The organism is Promicromonospora sukumoe 327MFSha3.1 (assembly GCF_000385135.1).
Lineage (GTDB): Bacteria > Actinomycetota > Actinomycetes > Actinomycetales > Cellulomonadaceae > Promicromonospora > Promicromonospora sukumoe_B.
The window spans coordinates 75,240-92,474 of the sequence record NZ_ARQM01000011.1; the positions used below are offsets into that span (position 1 = coordinate 75,240).

The window sequence follows — 17,235 nt, forward strand, 5'->3', positions numbered from 1 at the left end:
CATTTGCGCATCGAGATGCTGGAGCAACTTTTGAAGCACGCAGCACACAAGAAGAAGACCGCATCGGCGGGCGCGCGGACCATCGCGACCGTCGCCATCGCAACCGCGGCCACGAGCATGGCCGCGCCGGCCATGGCCGCCGAGACCTCGCCGCTGGACTCCCTCGGGGGCCTCGGCACCACCGCCGAGGGCCTGAAGTCGACCGTCCCGGCCCTGTCGTCGACCTCGATCGACCTCAGCGAGCTGACCGGGTCGCTGCCCGCGACCGACGTGGTCACGGACGTGGCGAAGAAGGCAGAGCTGCCCGCCTCGATCGCCCCCACCACGGCCCTCGCGCCCAACTACGAGCCGGCCCAGTACGTGTCCGGCGCCCTCCAGGGCGCGGCACCCCAGGTCGTCTCCGGTGTCGTCTCCGGCGTGACCGGCGGCTCGGCCGTCTCCGGTGTGACCGGCACCGCCAAGGCGGCGCTGGCCAACGTGCTCGGCGGCGGCGTGGTCGGCACCGCGACCGGTGTCGTCGGCACCGCGACGGGCGTGGTCGGCAACGCGACCGGCGTCGTGCACGGCGTCGCCGGCGGCGCGCTGCAGGGCGACGTCGTGAACGGCGTCGTGGGCGGCGTGGCCGCGGGTGATGTCGTCTCCGGTGCCACGGGCACCGTGGCGGGCGTCGCGGGCGGCGCCGTGGACGGCGTGCCGGCCACCGTGGCCGACGTGATCCGCAACGTGCCGAACGTGTTGGGCGGCGTGACCGCTCCGGTCGCCGGCCTCACCGCGAACCTGCCGGGCGTGCTCGGTGGCGTGGGTGGCGTCGTGAACAGCGTCGTCTCGAACGTCCCCGGCGTCGTCGCGAGCGTCCCGGGCATCGTCGCCAAGGTCACCACCCCGGCCGCCGGTGCGGTCGAGACGGTCGTGGGCGACGTCGCCGTGGACGGCGTCGTCAAGCCCGCCGTGACCGAGGTCGTGCCGGGTGCCGTGGGCACCGTCCAGGGCAGCGTCGTGCCGGGCGTCACCTCGACCGTCGGCAACGTGACGGGCTCCGTGGTCCCGGGTGCCGTGGGCACCGTGACCCGTGACGTGGTGCCGGGTGTCGTCGACGGCGTCGCCAAGCCGGTCGTCGGGGACGTCGTGCTCGGCGGGGTCGTCGGGGACGTCGTCAAGGGCAACGTCGTCGAGGACGTCGTGACGCCGGTCGTCAAGGACACCGTCGTGGACGGCGTGGCCAAGCCGATCGTGAAGGACGTCGTCGTGGACGGCGTCGCCAAGCCCGTCGTGAAGGACGTGGTGGTGGACGGCGTGGCCAAGCCCGCCGTGAAGACCGTGACCGACACCGTCGAGGGTGTCACCGGCGGCGCCGTGAAGGACACCGTGGGTGGCGTGACCGGCACCGTGGACGGACTCACCGGGGGTGCCGTGAGCGGCCTCACCGGCGGCCTGCTGGGGGGTCTCTCCTGAGCTGATTCCCCCGAGAGGACCCCAGCCTCTTCGGTCTTGACCTTGACGTATGCGGGGTGGAGCGCCTTTGGCGCTCCACCCCGTTTGCGTTCTTCGGCGCTTTGAGAAGGTTCCATTCTTTCGTTCGTTGTTATCGGATCGTTACCATCGCATGAGGTTTTTCCGGTGTACCCCTTTTTCCTGCTATTACCGATCAGGTAACGTGCGAGCCAGCCCGGGTTCCGGGCCGTCGTAGCCGATCAGCTGGAGCAGCTCTCATGAAGCACGCCGCAGTCAAGACCTCGTCCGTCGCCCGGTCCACGGCCACCCGTGTCGTGGCGACGCTCGCGCTCGCCACCGCGGCGACCGCCATCGCCAGCCCGGCGATGGCCCACGACGGTCGCGGGCACGGCGGGAACGACGGGCGCTCCGCGGACTACGACCGCGGCCACGACCGGGGTCGCGACGGCCACCAGGGCGGCCGCCACTCCGACCAGGCGCCGCGCTCGTACCAGCCGTCCGCCTACACGCAGCCCAACTACGACGTGCCGCAGTACAACGGGTCCCAGGACAGGTCCGACGAGGGCCGCTCCGGTGGCAACTGCGGTCGTGGCGAGTCCCAGCAGGGCGGCCGCAACCAGGCGCACGGCAACCAGGCGCAGGGTCACGAGGCCGGCTGGAGCCACGAGGACCGCGAGAAGGTGCGCGACGCCGTCCGCGAGTACGTCAAGGAGGCCAACGACTCGGCCGCCGAGGCCCAGCCGCAGGTCGAGGCCGAGGTCGAGAAGCCCGCCGCCCCCGCCGAGAAGCCGAAGCCTGTCGAGGCGGAGAAGCCCGCCGAGACCGCGACCACGACGACGGTGGCCACCGCCTCCGAGCCGCTGAGCGCCGTGCAGGCGCCGGGTCAGCAGTGGGAGGGCACGCCGGAGAAGGTCGACACCTCTGGCGCCGAGCTCACCGCGTACGTCCCCGGCGAAGGCGCCGCGGCCGAGAGCATCGAGCAGGACGCCTCCACGCTCACCGAGGCCACGCTGGACGCGCCCGTCCGGCTCGCCACGACCGGTGCCGAGGCCACCGCCCTGACGGTGGCGGCCGGTGCCCTGGTCCTCGGCGGCGCGGGCTCGCTCCTGGTCGCCCGCCGCAGCCGCGTCCGCGCCTGACGTTCTTCCCGAGCCGGGCCTGACCTGACGGGGCCCCGGGCCGGACGGCCCGGGCGTCGTCGTCGGCCCGGTCAGGTCCGCTGGCCCCCGCGGCTGCGCCAGCCCGGAGCGTCCGTGCCCCACGCGTGCGCGGGGTGCGGGTAGTCGTCGTACCCCGGCAGCACCGGCCGCGCCGTGGTCACGCCCGCGTGCGTCACGGTCACCCCGGGGCCGTCGTCCGGCCCGCTGCCCGACGGCGCCGCGGCGGCCGGGTGCAGCGGGTCCCGTCCCGGCAGGTCCAGCAGCCAGGCCGCGGTGCGGGCGAGCGAGACCGAGACGTCGCGGCCGAGCCCGTCGTGGTCCCGCTGGACGAGCGCGTCCACGATGCCCGCCGCGAGCAGGTACCCCGAGGCGTGGTCGAGCGCCTGGGCAGGCAGCGCGCCAGGGACCCCGTCGCGGCCCTCCAGCAGCGCGATGCCGCTGGCCGCCTGCACTATCGAGTCGAACCCGCGCCGGCCCGCCCAGGGGCCCTCGTCGCCCCAGGCGGAGACCCGGCCGGTCACCACGCCGGGCGGCACCCGCAGGCCAAGTCCTTCGATCGCGCCCGGCCGGTAGCCGGTCACGAGCACGTCCGCCGAGTCGAGCAGGTCCTGGGCCGTGCGGTGGTCGCGGTCGTCCCGCAGGTCCAGCACGGTGCTGCGCTTGCCCTGCCCCGAGTCGAGGTGCTGCCAGCCGATCTCCGCGGGGTCCGGCGGGTCCACGCGCAGCACGTCCGCGCCCAGCAGCGCCAGCGTCCGCGTGGCCACCGGCCCGGCGATCACCCGCGTCAGGTCGAGCACGCGGACGCCCGCCAGCGGCGCGGCGCCGTCCGCCACCGCGTGCGGTGCCGGGCCGGGGGCGAGGTGCCGTCCGGTCGCTCCCGGGCGCGGACCCGCTCCCGGGCGCGGACCCGCGCCCGGCTCGGCGCCGGCGCCCGGCTCCCCGCCGTCCCGCACCCGTACGCGCACCAGCGGCCCCGACGCGGCGGCGAGGCCGGGCGCCGACTCCCGCCACTCCTGCTCGGTCCGCACGCGCGCCACGATCGCGCCGACGCGGGCGGCCTGGCCCTCCAGGTCGTGCGCCGCGAGGCCGGCGAGGCGCTCGGCGAAGGCGTCCCGTCCGACGTCGTCGGGCAGGGCGACGAGGTCCGTGAGGCGGGCGCGGTGGTGCGGGTAGTTCGCGTGCGTGCGGACCCAGCCGTCGGCCGTGCGGAAGAACCCGGAGAGCGGGGCGAACCCGGGCACGGGCTCCCCGTCGAGCCTGAGGACCCGGTCGGACGCGAAGCCCGCCGCGACCCGCGCGGGGTCGAGCGGGGCCAGGTCCGCCGGCCCGGCGGCGCCGTCGGGCCGCCGTCCGGCCCGCGCGGCCGCCCGCTGCACGGACCGGACGGCGTCGAGCGCGAGATCCGGCACGGGCAGGTGGGCGGCGAGCCAGGGTTCCACGCATCCATCATGTCCCGCCCGCACTGCTGCGAAAACATCACCGGCCCGACAGATCTGCCTCCATCCGCGCGGATACACTCGCCGCATGGCCAAGAACCCCTCCTCCGACTTCGTGCTCCGGCCCTTCGAAGGTCTCCCCGGGGAGACCGACTGGGTGTCGATGCGCGAGATCGTCCCGTCGGCGACCGCTACCGCTCGCACCACCGCCGAGTACGGCTCCCGCGACGTCACGGTCGTGACGCTCCTGCCGGGTGCCTGGACGGCGCTGCACCGGGCCGACGGCACGCTGCTGCTCGCGGTGCAGGGCATCGTCGGCTCGGGCGACGTGAGCCGCGACCTCGCGGCCGCCCTGCTGGACGCGATGGAGCTGGAGCCGGGCACGGCCGTCGAGTCGGTCGAGCTGCCGGGCGAGGGCCCGCGCCTGCAGGACGTGCTCGACCTGAGCGTCCCGTTCGAGGTCACCGTGCACGACACGTTCGACTACTGGCTGGACCCGAGCGCCGACGTCACGCCGGACCTCAAGCAGAGCCTGGAGGACGCCGCCGACGGCGCGATCCCCACCGTCAAGGTGCCGTCGGTCGAGTCGGCCTACTGGTGCAGCATGTCGCGCGAGTTCCTCCGCTGGGCACGTCCGGAGCCCGAGGACGACGTGATCGACGCGATCTCCCGGCTGCACGCAAAGCGGGAGTCAGGGCTCGCGGGTGGAAGGTTCGTGGGAGCGTTTCGCGCGTCCGGCCTGGTGGTCCCGGTCTGGGAGCTGCCGAAGGGGACGCAGGCCGAGGACCTGGAGGGCCCGGTCGAGGAGCTGGGCGAGAAGCTCGCGAAAGCACTTTCCATCAAGGAGCCGCTTGATGCGAACGAGCGACGCGCAAGAGCAGGTATCGTCTCTCGGCAGGTCACCCTGCGCTAGACCGGACGCCCCGGCCGGTCGTGCGCGAGCGACCCTGAACGCTAGGGCTGTCACCGCGGATCGCCACGAGCGACCCTGGTTTCGGCAACTAGCGGACCAAGGGAGTAGGATTCCAGGGGTAAACCTTTGCACTCACCAAGCAAAGGGCTATCCGAACACCCACCAAGGCAAATCGACGCTTCAGGCAGGACAGGTGTGAACGCTCTCCCGGTCGCGAAGACCACGCGTCCCGGCAATGCACAGGCAGGCAAGAACGTCCAGCGGGTGGCGGCGATCATCCCCGCCAAGGACGAGGCCGAGCGCATTGCCGCTACCGTGCGCTCTGCGCGTGCGATCCCACACGTCGACCTCGTGCTTGTGGTCGACGACGGCTCCGAGGACGACACGCAGCACGTCGCGCGTGCCGCCGGCGCCGTCGTCGTGCGCCACTCCCACAACCGTGGCAAGGCCGCCGCGATGGAGACCGGCGCCGCGGTGGTGGCCATGCGTGACGCCGACGGGCGCCCCCCGCGCCTGCTCATGTTCATCGACGGCGACCTCGGCGACACCGCGGTGAACACCGCGCCGCTGGTGCGCCCCGTCCGCGAGGGCGTGGCCGACCTCGCGATCGCCCTGCTGCCCAAGCAGGCGGGTGCGGGCGGCCGCGGCGTCGTCGTCGGCGCGTCCCGCCGGGCGATCGAGGCCATGACGGGCTGGAGCCCGTCGCAGCCGCTGTCCGGCATGCGCTGCCTCACCCGCGAGGCCTTCGAGGCCGCCACGCCGCTCGCGCGCGGCTGGGGTGTCGAGACGGGCATGACGATCGACCTGCTGCGCAAGGGGTACGTCGCCGTCGAGGTGCCGTGCGACCTCAAGCACCGGGCGTCCGCCAACGACCTCAAGGGCCAGATCCACCGGGCGGCCCAGTACCGCGACGTCCTGCTGGCCGTGAACGCCCGCAAGATGCGCGGCGCGGTCGACGCCGTGCGGCACGCGGGCTCGAACGTCCGCAGCTGATCGGCCCCCAGGCAGGCCCCGTACTCTGACCCCATGGAGTGGCAGGCCTGGCTCGGGATCGTCGCGATCGGCATCGGCGTACTGGTCCTTGCGGTAGCCGTCGGCGCCTGGTCGCAGCAGGCCTGGATGCGGCGCCAGGACGGACAGCGGGCGGTACCGCAGAGCGTGCAGGCGGCTCCCCGGGTCGCCGTCGTGGTGAACCCCTCCAAGCTGCACGCGGGCGCGCTGCCCGGGCTGGTGCGCGCGCACTGCGAGGCGCACGGCCTGCCGGAGCCCCTCTGGTACGAGACCACGATCGAGGACCCGGGCAAGGGCCAGGCGCTCCAGGCGCTGGCCGACGGCGCGGACATCGTGATCGCGGCGGGCGGCGACGGGACCGTGCGCGCCGTCGCCGAGTCCATGGTGGGCACGGGCAAGCCGATGGGCGTGCTGCCGGTCGGCACGGGCAACCTGCTGGCGCGTAACCTCGAGCTGCCGCTGACCAGCGTGGGCGAGGCCCTCGACGTGATCCTGACCGGCCGCACCCGGGCCATCGACGTCGGCTGGCTGCGGGTGGTGCAGTTCGCGGACACCCCGCGCAACGACGAGCACCCCAACCAGCCCGACCACGAGCCCGACACGGAGCGCGAGCACATCTTCCTGGTCATCGCGGGCCTGGGGTTCGACGCCGCGATGGTCGCGACCGCCGACTCCGACCTGAAGAAGAAGGTGGGCTGGGTCGCCTACTTCGTCGCGGGGCTGTCCCACATGCAGGCGCGGCGCATGCGCGCCACCCTGCAGCTCGACGACCACCCGCCCGTGGACGCCCGCGCCCGCTCGATCATGGTGGGCAACTGCGGCATGCTTCCCGGCGGCGTCACCCTGCTGCCCGACGCCGTGCTCGACGACGGCGTGCTGGACGTCGCGGCCGTCGACGTGCGGGGCGGGGTGTTCGGCTGGGCCCAGCTGACGCTGGAGATCGCCATGCAGGGGGTGGGGGTCCGGAACGAGCTGCCCGAGAAGCTCGGCCGCATCGACCACACCAAGGCCCGGCGGGCGCGCATCCGCGTGCCGGCCGGCGAGGAGGCCCAGGTCGACGGGGATCCCCTCGGCCGGGCCGTCGAGGTCGACGTGCGCGTGGAGGCAGGCGCGCTGCTGGTCCGGGCCCCGTGACTCCCGCGGCCAACTACCCTGGGCGGGTGAATCCCCGCTCCAACCGTGCCCTGACCGTGCCCGCGGTCCTGGTCGTGCTCTTCGCTGCCCTCCTGGGCCTGATCGGCCCCACGAGCGCCTCGGCCGCTCCCCGGCCGGGCCTGGCCGCCGCCTCGGCGCCGGTCGCCGGGGCCCCCTGGACGGCAGCCGGCGAGGAGTCGCAGGGGTCCGCCGACCCCGAGCCCGCCCCCCTCGTGGTGGTGGGGGTCGCGGGCCTGCGGTGGACGGACGTGTCCCGGAGCACCACCCCGAACCTGTGGCACATGATCGGCGGCGGCTCGGTCGCCTCGATCAACGTGCGGACGGCGGCGCCCGCGACGTGCCCGCTGGACGCGTGGCTCACGCTGTCGGCCGGCAGCCGCACGGTCTCGGCGGGCAGCGCCGAGCGCGCCGCCCGGCCCGAGCCGCGGGTCCAGGACGACGAGCAGGGCGAGGCGCGCGGGGCGACGTCGTGCACCCCGGTGCCGGTGCCCACCACGAACGCCGCTCGGGGCGGTGGAGACGCGGAGCCGGCCGGTGCGACGGTCGACGGCTGGGCCCAGCTCCCCGAGTCCGACGAGGACGAGGACGAGGACAAGGCGGCCGCCGAGGCCGCCGACCGCACGAAGGCCCCGGCCCCCGGCCTCCTGGGCGAGCTGCTGGACGAGGCCGGAACCTGCTCGACGGCGGTCGGTCCGGGCGCGGCCGTGATGCTCGCCCGCGAGGACGGCACGGTGGGCCGGTACGTCCCGTCGCTGGACGCCCTGACGACCACCGACGTCGCCGGCTCGGCCGGGACGTCAGGCACGCGCGGCCCGGCCTGGGACCGGGCCCTCACCGAGTGCCCCGTGACCGTGATCGACGCCGGGAGCCTGCCCGAGGGGCCCGAGCGTGCCGCTGCGCTGGAGGAGCTGGACGGCACGCTCAGCAGCCTCACGCGCAGCCTGCCGTCGGGCACCCGCGTGCTCGTGGCGGGCGTGGCCGACACGCCGCTGACCCAGCAGGGCCTCCAGGTCGTCGTGGACTGGGTGGTCGACGTGCCGCGCGTGCGCTGGCTGACGTCGGACGCGTCGCGGAGCACCGGGTTCGTGCAGCTCACGGACCTCACGGCCACCGCGGCCGAGGCCGGCGGCGCGCTGCCGGACCCGGAGGCAGAGAAGCCCCTCCCGGACCCGGAGCTGGAGGAGCCCACGATCGACGGCATGCCGATCGAGGTGGGCGAGCCGCGCCGGACCACGGTTGCCCGGACCGTCGAGAACCGGCAGTACGTCAACGTCCTGGCCGACACGATCCCTGCCCAGGTCCCCGCGTTCGCGGGCGTCATCGTCCTCTTCCTGCTGAGCGCCGTGCTCGTGCTGGTGCTGCCCCGGCGGGCGGCCCGCCCGCGCCGGGAGCCGGGGCCCTACCGGCAGCGGCTGGCCCTGAGCGCCGTGCTGCTCGCCGTGTCGGCGCCCGCCGCGGCGAGCCTCGCGACCCTCTCGCGCTGGTGGGTCTGGCCCGCTCCCGAGTTCGGCCTGGCACTGTCGCTCACGGTCGCCGCGGTCGCCGTCGCGCTGACCGTGCGCGGCGTCTCTCGGCTGCTGCCCGCCGCTCCGTGGCGCAACGCCGTCGCGGCCGCCGGGGTCACCTGGCTGGTCTTCACGATCGACGGGGTCACCGGCTTCACGCTGCTGCAGGGCTCCCTGCTGGGCCCGCCGCTCGCCACCGCGGACCGGTTCTACGGGTTCTCGGACGTCGCCTTCCTGATCTACGCCGTGGCCGGCCTGGTGCTCGCGGGCGGCCTCGCGGCCTACGCGGCGCGCCGCCGCACCGCGGCCACCGCCGGCTCCCTGCTGGGCGACGGCGTCCACGGCCGTGACACGCCGCGACCCACCCGGCCGGCATGGCTGGCCGTGGCGGTCGTGACCGTCGTCGCGCTCGTGACGGTGGGCGTGGACGCCGCGCCGTTCTTCGGCGACCGGCTGCGCGGGCTGACGCTGTTCGTGCCGTTCGCCCTGGTCGGGCTGCTCGCGGCGCGCCCGGACCTGGTGACCCGGTTCCTCGGCGCCCGCGGCTGGCTCCCGTCCGGCCGGGAGACCGAGCCGGTGCGCCGCGTGCCGTCGGCCGTGCTGGGCCTGTCCGGCGCGCTGCTGCTCAGCCTGCTGTTCGCGGCGGCCGCGCTCCCCGTGCCCGGGGCCGAGGCCGCGGGCGAGGAGTCCGGCTCCCTCAGCAGCGGCGAACCGGTGGTGCCGCCGGGCGGTGATGTCGTGGTGATCGGCACGCAGGGCCTGCGCTGGACCGACGTCAAGCCGTCCCTCGACACGGGCAGCGCGCCCGCGCCCACCCTGTACGGCCTGCTCACCGACGGCGCGGACGCCGCCGGCCTGACCCTGCCCAACGGGCGCGCGGCCCGCTGCCCCGACAGCGGGTGGCTGAGCCTGTCCGCGGGCCGCCTCGCCGAGGTCGCCGACCAGCGCGACGAGGACAACCACTGGGTCTGCGACGAGATCACCGTGACCCCGGTGGACGAGGCGGCGGACGGCAAGGACGCCGCCGCCGAGGGCGGCACCGAGGACGCGGCGGGGAGCGCCGTGATCGCGGGCGGCGACCGGCCCGCCGTCGTCGACCAGTGGGAGCGCCTGACCGCCCTGCAGCGCGGCTCCGGTTACGCCGCCCACCCCGGCACGTTCGGCGACGCGCTCGCCGGCCGGTGCACGACGGCGGTGGGGCCCGGCGCCGCGGTCGCGCTCGCCGACGGCGACGGCGGCGTGGGCCGGTACTACGACCTCGACTCGGCGCTGGCCGCCGGCTCGGGAGCCTGGGACTGCCCCGTCACGTTCGTGGACGCGGGCTCCGCCCTGCTGGACGTCTCCGACCGCGCGGAGCTGGAGAAGCAGCCCGACGGCGCCGAGCAGGTCGCCGAGCTCCGCGCCGACCTGGTCGCCGCCGTGGACCTCGCGGTCTGGCGAGTGCTGGACGCCGCCCCCGCCGACGCGACGGTGCTCGTGGTCGACGTCGCCACGACGCCGGAGCACGCGCTCGAGCTCGGCCCGGCGCTCGTGCGCCCCTCCACGGACTACGACGGGCTGCCGCGCTACCTGGCCAGCACCGCGACCCGGACGGAGGGCGTGGGACGACTCATGGACGTCCCGGCCGTGGTGCTCGACGCCGTCGGCGTGGACCTGCCCGCCGACATCGACCCGACGCCGCTGCTGCGCGCCGGCGAACGCCCCGCCTCGGCGTGGCTCACCGCCGACGAGCTGGCCGACATGACGGCGCGTGACCACGTGCGCCGCGACGCGTACATCTGGCTCGTCGACGTGCCGTTCTGGCTGGGCCTCGCGCTGGCGGCGGCGTGCTGGCTGGTGCCGCGCCGGGTCGCGGTCGTGCCGGGCGGCCTGCGCCGGGCGACCGTGGTCGCCGCCACGGCGCTCACCGCGCTGCCCGCGGGCGGGTTCCTGGTCTCGCTCACCGGCTGGTGGCGGTTCGACCTGCCCGTGCTCGCGATCCTGGGGGCCACCCTGCTCGTGACGGCGGCGGTGACCGGCCTGAGCCTGCTCGCCCCCAGACGGCCGCTGTGGGCTGCCCCGGCGGTCGTCGCGGGCATCACGTTCGTCGCGCTCACGGTGGACGCCCTGGTCGGCACGCCCTTGAACCGGGCCGCGCCGCTGGGGTCGGCCCCGACGTTCGGCGCGCGGTTCTACGGCTTCGGCAACCCGACGTTCTCGGTGTACGCGGTCGCGGCGATCGTGCTCGCGGCGGCCCTGGCGCAGCTCCTGGTCTCCCGTGGGAGACGGGTGCTGGCCACGGTGGCTGTCTCCGTCGTGGGCGTGATCGCGATGGTGATCGACGTCTGGCCCACGCTCGGTGCCGACCTGGGCGGCGGGCTGGTGCTCGTCCCGGCGTTCGTGGTGGTGGCGACCGCCGCGTCCGGGCTGCGGCTGACGCTCTGGCGGTTCACCTGGGTCGCGGCGGCCGGCGTCGGCGTGGTCGCGCTCGTGGGCGTGCTGGACTGGCTGCGCCCGCCCGAGTCGCGCTCGCACCTGGGGCGGTTCGTGGCCCAGGTGGTCGACGGCGAGGCGTTCTCCACCCTGCTGCGCAAGGCGCTGTACGCGCTGAACTCGATCACGGGCGGTCCGGCGGTCTGGGCCACGGTGGTGCTGCTCGTGCTCACCGGGCTGGCGCTGTTCGGGCCCCCGGCGTGGCGTGCGCGCCTGACGCCGGCGTGGTTCACGTGGGCGGAGCGCAGCTGGGAGTTCCTGCGGCCCGCCCTCGTGGCGATGTGGGTCATGGCGGTGCTGGGCTCGCTGGTCAACGACTTCGGCCTGCGGATCGCCATGATCGCGCTCATCCCCGCCGTGCCGCTGCTCACGATGGTCGCGCTGCGGACCACACCGGCAGGGCAGCGCCGATAGGCTCTGTCCGTGATCGATCTCCGACTTCTGCGCGACAATCCCGACGTCGTCCGCGCGAGCCAGGTGGCCCGCGGCGACGACCCCGACCTCGTCGACGTGGCGCTCGACGCCGACGCGCTCCGCCGCTCCTCCCTGGCGGAGTTCGAGAGCCTGCGCGCGGAGCAGAAGTCTCTGGGCAAGCAGGTGGCCCAGGCCCAGGGCGACGAGAAGCAGGCGCTGCTGGCCCGCACCAAGCAGCTCGCGCAGGACGTCAAGCGGCACCAGGCCACGGCCGGCGAGGCCGAGCAGGAGCTCGACCGCGTGCTCTACTCGATCGCCAACGTGATCGAGGGCGCGCCCGCCGGCGGCGAGGAGGACTACGTCGAGCTCAAGCAGGTGGGCACGCGGCGCGACTTCGCGGCCGAGGGCTTCGAGCCCAAGGACCACCTGGAGCTCGGCGAGGGCCTGCGCGCCATCGACACCAAGCGCGGCGCCAAGGTGTCGGGCGCGCGGTTCTACTTCCTCACCGGCATCGGCGCCCGCCTGGAGCTGGCGCTGCTCAACATGGCGATGGACCAGGCCGTGGAGCAGGGCTTCACGCCCATGATCACGCCCACCCTCGTCAAGCCCGAGACCATGCAGGGCACCGGCTTCCTGGGCGCCCACGCCGACGAGGTCTACCGGCTGGAGAAGGACGACCTCTACCTGGTCGGCACCTCCGAGGTGGCGCTAGCCGGCTACCACAGCGACGAGATCGTGGACCTGTCCGACGGGCCGCTGCGGTACGCGGGCTGGAGCGCCTGCTACCGCCGCGAGGCCGGCTCGGCGGGCCGGGACACCCGCGGGATCATCCGCGTGCACCAGTTCCACAAGGTGGAGATGTTCAGCTACTGCGCCCCCGAGGACGCGGCGGCCGAGCACCAGCGCCTGCTGGGCTGGGAGGAGGCCATGATGGCCAAGGTCGAGCTGCCCTACCGCGTGATCGACACGGCGGCGGGCGACCTCGGCTCGTCGGCGGCCCGGAAGTTCGACTGCGAGGCGTGGCTGCCCACCCAGGACCGCTGGCTGGAGCTCACCTCGACGTCGAACTGCACCACGTTCCAGGCCCGCCGCCTGGGCGTCCGCGAGCGGACCGAGGACGGCTCGACCCGCAACGTCGCCACCCTGAACGGCACGCTCGGCACCACCCGCTGGATCGTCGCGATCCTGGAGAACCACCAGCAGGCCGACGGCTCGGTGCACGTCCCGGAGGGCCTGCGCCCGTACCTGGGCGGCCTGGAGGTCCTGGAGCCGGTGAAGTAACCCGGCGGTCCGCCGCTGTTCACCGGCCGGTGGGTAGGCTGCCAGCGTGCCTCCTGCCACCGAACGCAAGCTCGTCGCCCTCGACATCGACGGCACGCTCGTCACGTACGACGAGGTGCTGTCCGACGCCGCACGCGAGGCGGTGGCGGCCGTCCGGGCCGCCGGGCACCACGTGGTGCTCGCGTCCGGGCGGTCGCTCATCGCGATGACGCCGATCGCGGCCGAGCTCAAGATCGAGGACTCCTGGATCGTCGCGTCGAACGGCGCCGTCACGGCCCGTCTCGACGCGTCCGCCCCCATGGGCTACGTCCTCGAGAAGGTCGAGACCTTCGACCCGGAGCCCGTGCTGCGCATGCTCCAGGTGGAGCTGCCGCACGCGCGCTACGCGGTGGAGGACGTCGGCGTGGGCTTCCGGATGAACGAGCTCTTCCCGGAGGGCGAGCTCAACGGGGAGCACCGGGTGGTGGACTTCGAGGAGCTCTGGTCCGGCGACGTCACGCGTGTCGTGGTCCGCAGCCCCGGGGAGACGAGCGCGGAGTTCCACGAGATCGCGGCGCGGCTCGGGTTCGACGACGTGACGTACGCCGTCGGCTGGTCCGCCTGGATGGACATCGCACCGCAGGGCGTGACGAAGGCGTCGGCGCTCGAGGCGGTGCGCAAGGAGCTCGGCGTGGCGCCCGAGAACACCGTCGCGGTGGGTGACGGCAGCAACGACATCGACATGCTGCGGTGGGCAGGACTGGGCGTGGCCATGGGGCACGCGACCGAACCGGTGCGGGCGGCGGCCGACGCCGTGACCGGCTCGATCGACGACGACGGCGTGGTGGACGTGCTCCGCTCGCTGCTCTGAGTCGCGCAACACGGGGGTGAACTGTGCGGGTGAAAGAGCTATCCGTGCAAAGGTATGGATCACCAGCCGAAAGCCTGTACATTTGGGCGCGATCCGTCGAAGGGTGACGGCGCTCACGGTGCCATGGGGGTACGTGATGATCCTGGACGACCAATCGGTGTCCATGCGGGTGCGCAACGATGCGCCCCACCTGGTCGCCCTCGACATCGACGGGACCCTGTTGGTCACCGGGCAGCCGGTGCCCGGGCCGACGGTTCTGGCCGTTCGCCTCGTGCGCGGCCGGAAGCATCACGTGGTCCTCGCGTCGGGACGGTCGTTGACGGGGATCCTGCCCGTGGCCAAGGAGCTCGGGATCACCGACGGCTGGGTGGTCGCCTCCAACGGCGCGGTGACGGCGCGGCTCTGCGCCGACTGCACCAACGGCTACCAGCTCGAGGACGTGCTGACGTTCGACGTCGGCCCCGTGGCCCGGATGGCGCTCAGCCGCTTCCCCGACGTGCAGATCGGCGTCGAGGAGATCGGCGTGGGCTACCGCGTGAACCGGCTGTTCGAGCCCCACGAGGTCAACGGCGCCCAGCGGGTGGTCGGCGTCGACGAGCTGGGCGTCATGCCGGCGTCGCGCGCGATCCTGCGCGGGCCGAACGTGCTCGACCTGCTCGAACCGCTGCGCCGGCACGGCGTCACCGCCACCGAGGCCGGTCCGGACTGGATCGACGTGACCCCCCGGCACCTCAGCAAGGCGACGTCGCTGGAGAACATCCGCTCCCTGCTCGACGTCCCGCGGCACAACACGCTGGCCGTCGGCGACGGCCTCAACGACATCGAGATGCTGAGCTGGGCCGCACGGGCCGTCGCGATGGGCCACGCCCCGGCGGCGGTGAAGGCGATCGCCAACGAGACCGTCGGCGACATCACGCAGCACGGCGTGATCCAGGCGCTCAAGACCCTGATCTGACCTTCCGCCGGCTCGGGTCTTTCGCTGGTCGAGCCCTCTTCGCTGGTCGAGCCTCCTTCGCTGGTCGAGCTTGTCGAGACCCGGGTCTCGACAAGCTCGACCAGCGAAAGAGCACTACTGGCGTCGGTGCGGCGTCAGCGCGCCGTGAGGATCAGCGGGCCGTCCTCCGTGATCGCGATCGTGTGCTCCGAGTGGGCACCCCGCGAACCGTCCTCCGAGCGGAGCGTCCAGCCGTCCGGGTCGGTGAAGATCTTGTCCGTGGTCTCCAGGAACCACGGCTCGACCGCGATGACGAGGCCCGGCTTGAGGGGGAACCCGCGGCCCGCGCGGCCGTTGTTCGGCACGTGCGGGTCGCCGTGCATGGTGCGGCCCACGCCGTGCCCGCCGAAGTCGGTGTTGACCGAGTAGCCGGCCGCGTGCGCGACCTCCGCGATCGCCGCGGAGATGTCGCCGATCTTGTTGCCGGGCTGCGCGGCGGCGATGCCGGCCTCCAGCGCCACCTCGGTGGTGCGGATCAGCTTGGCGTCGCGCTCGGCGCGGGCCGGGTCCGGCTCGCCGACCACGATCGACAGGGCGGAGTCCGAGACCCAGCCGTTCACGGAGGCCGCGAAGTCGATCGACAGCAGGTCGCCGTCCTGCAGCGCGTAGTCGAACGGCAGGCCGTGCAGCACGGCGTCGTTCACCGACGTGCAGATGACCTTGCCGAACGGCATGGCCCCGAACGACGGGTGGTAGTCGATGTAGCACGACTCGGCGCCCTGGTCGCGGATCATCTTGTGCGCGACCTCGTCGAGCTCGAGGAGGTTGACCCCCACGCCCGCTGCTTCGCGGACGGCGAGCAGCACGTCGGCGACGAAGCGTCCCGCCGGGCGCATCTCCTCGATCTCGCGCGGCGTCCTCAGCTCGATCATGTCCGTCCTTCCGTAGGGGCACCAGTGATCTGGCTGCACAAGCCTACGTCCCGCCGCCGACACGCCGGCCGCCACGGGCGGGCGCGTTGCTCGCGGTCTACCCGGTGTTTCACCCGGCTTGGGTGACAGGTGGGATTGCAACGATTTCGTAATGCAAGGTGATGCTGTATGGGCTTGCATCGGATCGAGAACCACGGTTGCGTTGACGTCGGGCAGCCCGGCAGTCTTGCCGGTCCGTACCCGCAAGTCAGAGGGTTCTGAGCCCACGAAGCAGTGGAGGAGCACGAGATGACTATCCGGATGGCTTCCAAGCGCCGAGCCGTCGCCCTGGCGGCGACCGGCGCGAGCCTGGCCCTGGTCCTAGCGGCCTGTGCCGACACCAATGACGGCGGTGGCGAGGACGGCGGCGGCGAGGCGACCGGCCCGTCCGCGATCGACTGCGCCGCCTACGAGGAGTTCGGTGACCTCGACGGCACCGAGGTCAGCGTCTACACCACCATCGTGGAGCCCGAGGCCGAGACCCAGACGCTGTCCTACGAGCCCTTCGAGGACTGCACCGGCGTGACGATCAACTACGAGGGCTCGCGCGAGATGGAGGCGCAGCTGCCCGTGCGCGTCCAGGCTGGCAACCCGCCGGACATCGCGATCCTGCCGCAGCCCGGTCTGCTCAAGACGCTCGTCAACGACTACGACGCCGTCCTCCCCGCACCGGAGCAGGTCGAGGCCAACGTCGACGAGGGCTGGGCGCCGGAGTGGAAGGAGTACGGCACGGTCGACGGCACGTTCTACGCCGCGCCGCTGGGCTCCAACGTGAAGTCGTACGTCTGGTACTCGCCGAAGATGTTCGCCGACGCCGGCTACGAGGTCCCGACCACCTGGGACGAGCTGACGGAGCTCACGGCCACCATCGCCGAGGGCAACGAGGGCGCCACCCGCCCCTGGTGCGCGGGCATCGAGTCCGGTGACGCCACCGGCTGGCCGGGCACCGACTGGATCGAGGACGTCGTGCTCCGCACCGCGGGCCCGGACGTCTACGACCAGTGGTACAGCCACGAGATCCCGTTCAACGACCCGCAGATCGTCGACGCGTTCGACACCGCGGGCGACATCCTCAAGAACCCGGACTACGTGAACGGCGGCCTGGGCGGCGTCGACTCGATCGCCACGGCGACCTGGACCGACGCCGGCTACCCGATCCTCGACGGCAACTGCTGGATGCACCGCGCCGCGAACTTCTACCAGACGCAGTGGCCCGAGGGCACCGAGGTGGGCCCGGACGGCGACGTCTACGCGTTCTACCTGCCGGCCATGACCGCCGACGAGAAGCCGACGCTGGTCGCCGGCGAGTTCATCGGCGCGTTCACCGACCGTCCCGAGGTGAAGGCGTTCCAGACCTACCTCTCCAGCGCGGAGTGGGCCAACGCCAAGGCTGAGTCCACCCCCGCCGGCGGCTGGGTGAGCGCCAACAAGGGCCTCGACCCCGAGCTGCTCGCGACGGACTTCGACCGCCTCTCCGCCGAGATCCTGGCCGACCCGGCCACGGTCGCGCGGTTCGACGCGTCCGACCTCATGCCGGCCGCCGTCGGCACGGACTCCTTCTGGAACGGCATGGTCGAGTGGTTCGCCAGCGACCAGAGCAGCCAGCAGGTGACCGACACGATCGAGGCATCCTGGCCGAAGAACTGACGCCCGGCCCTCGGTCATGACGCGCGGAGGCGTG

At 73.6% G+C, this 17,235-nt stretch carries 12 protein-coding genes; 10 read left to right on the forward strand and 2 right to left on the reverse strand.

Annotated elements, in window-relative coordinates; all coding sequences use genetic code 11:
- Positions 1-30: 30 nt before the first annotated feature.
- On the forward strand, positions 31-1,452 hold the full coding sequence (locus tag H291_RS0114120) for a hypothetical protein (protein ID WP_020015657.1): 1,422 nt from the start codon (positions 31-33) through the stop codon (positions 1,450-1,452).
- 257 nt (positions 1,453-1,709) lie between these two features.
- The gene (locus tag H291_RS0114125) at positions 1,710-2,591 is read left to right on the forward strand and encodes an LPXTG cell wall anchor domain-containing protein (RefSeq protein WP_026365744.1); all 882 of its coding nucleotides are present in this window, start codon (positions 1,710-1,712) and stop codon (positions 2,589-2,591) included.
- A 71-nt stretch (positions 2,592-2,662) separates the two neighbouring features.
- Here H291_RS0114125 and H291_RS0114130 read toward each other — a convergent pair whose 3' ends face one another.
- Positions 2,663-4,051, reverse strand: a complete 1,389-nt coding sequence (locus tag H291_RS0114130; protein ID WP_020015658.1) for a CoA transferase — start codon at positions 4,049-4,051, stop codon at positions 2,663-2,665.
- A gap of 85 nt (positions 4,052-4,136) precedes the next feature.
- Here H291_RS0114130 and H291_RS0114135 point away from each other — a divergent pair, with 85 nt between their 5' ends.
- The 7 genes from H291_RS0114135 to H291_RS0114165 all read left to right on the forward strand — a co-directional run bounded on the left by H291_RS0114135 (position 4,137) and on the right by H291_RS0114165 (position 14,604).
- Positions 4,137-4,961 (forward strand): DUF5926 family protein, encoded by an 825-nt coding sequence (locus H291_RS0114135; protein ID WP_020015659.1) that lies wholly within the window; start codon positions 4,137-4,139, stop codon positions 4,959-4,961.
- 195 nt (positions 4,962-5,156) lie between these two features.
- Complete coding sequence (locus tag H291_RS30140) at positions 5,157-5,954, forward strand: glycosyltransferase family 2 protein (protein ID WP_142032120.1); 798 nt, start codon at positions 5,157-5,159, stop codon at positions 5,952-5,954.
- A 33-nt stretch (positions 5,955-5,987) separates the two neighbouring features.
- A complete protein-coding gene (locus H291_RS0114145) occupies positions 5,988-7,106 on the forward strand; it encodes a diacylglycerol/lipid kinase family protein (RefSeq protein WP_020015661.1) in 1,119 nt (372 codons plus the stop codon).
- Positions 7,107-7,132: 26 nt separating this feature from the next.
- On the forward strand, positions 7,133-11,518 hold the full coding sequence (locus H291_RS0114150; RefSeq protein WP_020015662.1) for a hypothetical protein: 4,386 nt from the start codon (positions 7,133-7,135) through the stop codon (positions 11,516-11,518).
- Between the two features lie 9 nt (positions 11,519-11,527).
- Entirely contained in the window at positions 11,528-12,799 is a 1,272-nt protein-coding gene (serS, locus tag H291_RS0114155) for a serine--tRNA ligase (RefSeq protein WP_026365745.1), read from the forward strand.
- Positions 12,800-12,845: 46 nt separating this feature from the next.
- On the forward strand, positions 12,846-13,649 hold the full coding sequence (locus H291_RS0114160; RefSeq protein ID WP_020015664.1) for an HAD family hydrolase: 804 nt from the start codon (positions 12,846-12,848) through the stop codon (positions 13,647-13,649).
- A gap of 136 nt (positions 13,650-13,785) precedes the next feature.
- Positions 13,786-14,604 carry an HAD family hydrolase gene (locus H291_RS0114165; protein WP_157237036.1) on the forward strand — a complete coding sequence of 273 codons (819 nt, stop codon included), beginning with the start codon at positions 13,786-13,788 and terminating at the stop codon, positions 14,602-14,604.
- 134 nt (positions 14,605-14,738) lie between these two features.
- Here the strand turns inward: H291_RS0114165 and map are convergent, their stop codons facing one another.
- Positions 14,739-15,515: a type I methionyl aminopeptidase gene (gene map, locus H291_RS0114170; RefSeq protein ID WP_020015666.1), complete on the reverse strand. Its 777-nt coding sequence runs from the start codon at positions 15,513-15,515 to the stop codon at positions 14,739-14,741.
- 288 nt (positions 15,516-15,803) lie between these two features.
- Here map and H291_RS0114175 point away from each other — a divergent pair, with 288 nt between their 5' ends.
- Positions 15,804-17,201 carry an ABC transporter substrate-binding protein gene (locus H291_RS0114175; protein ID WP_157237037.1) on the forward strand — a complete coding sequence of 466 codons (1,398 nt, stop codon included), beginning with the start codon at positions 15,804-15,806 and terminating at the stop codon, positions 17,199-17,201.
- The last annotated feature ends 34 nt before the right edge of the window (positions 17,202-17,235 follow it).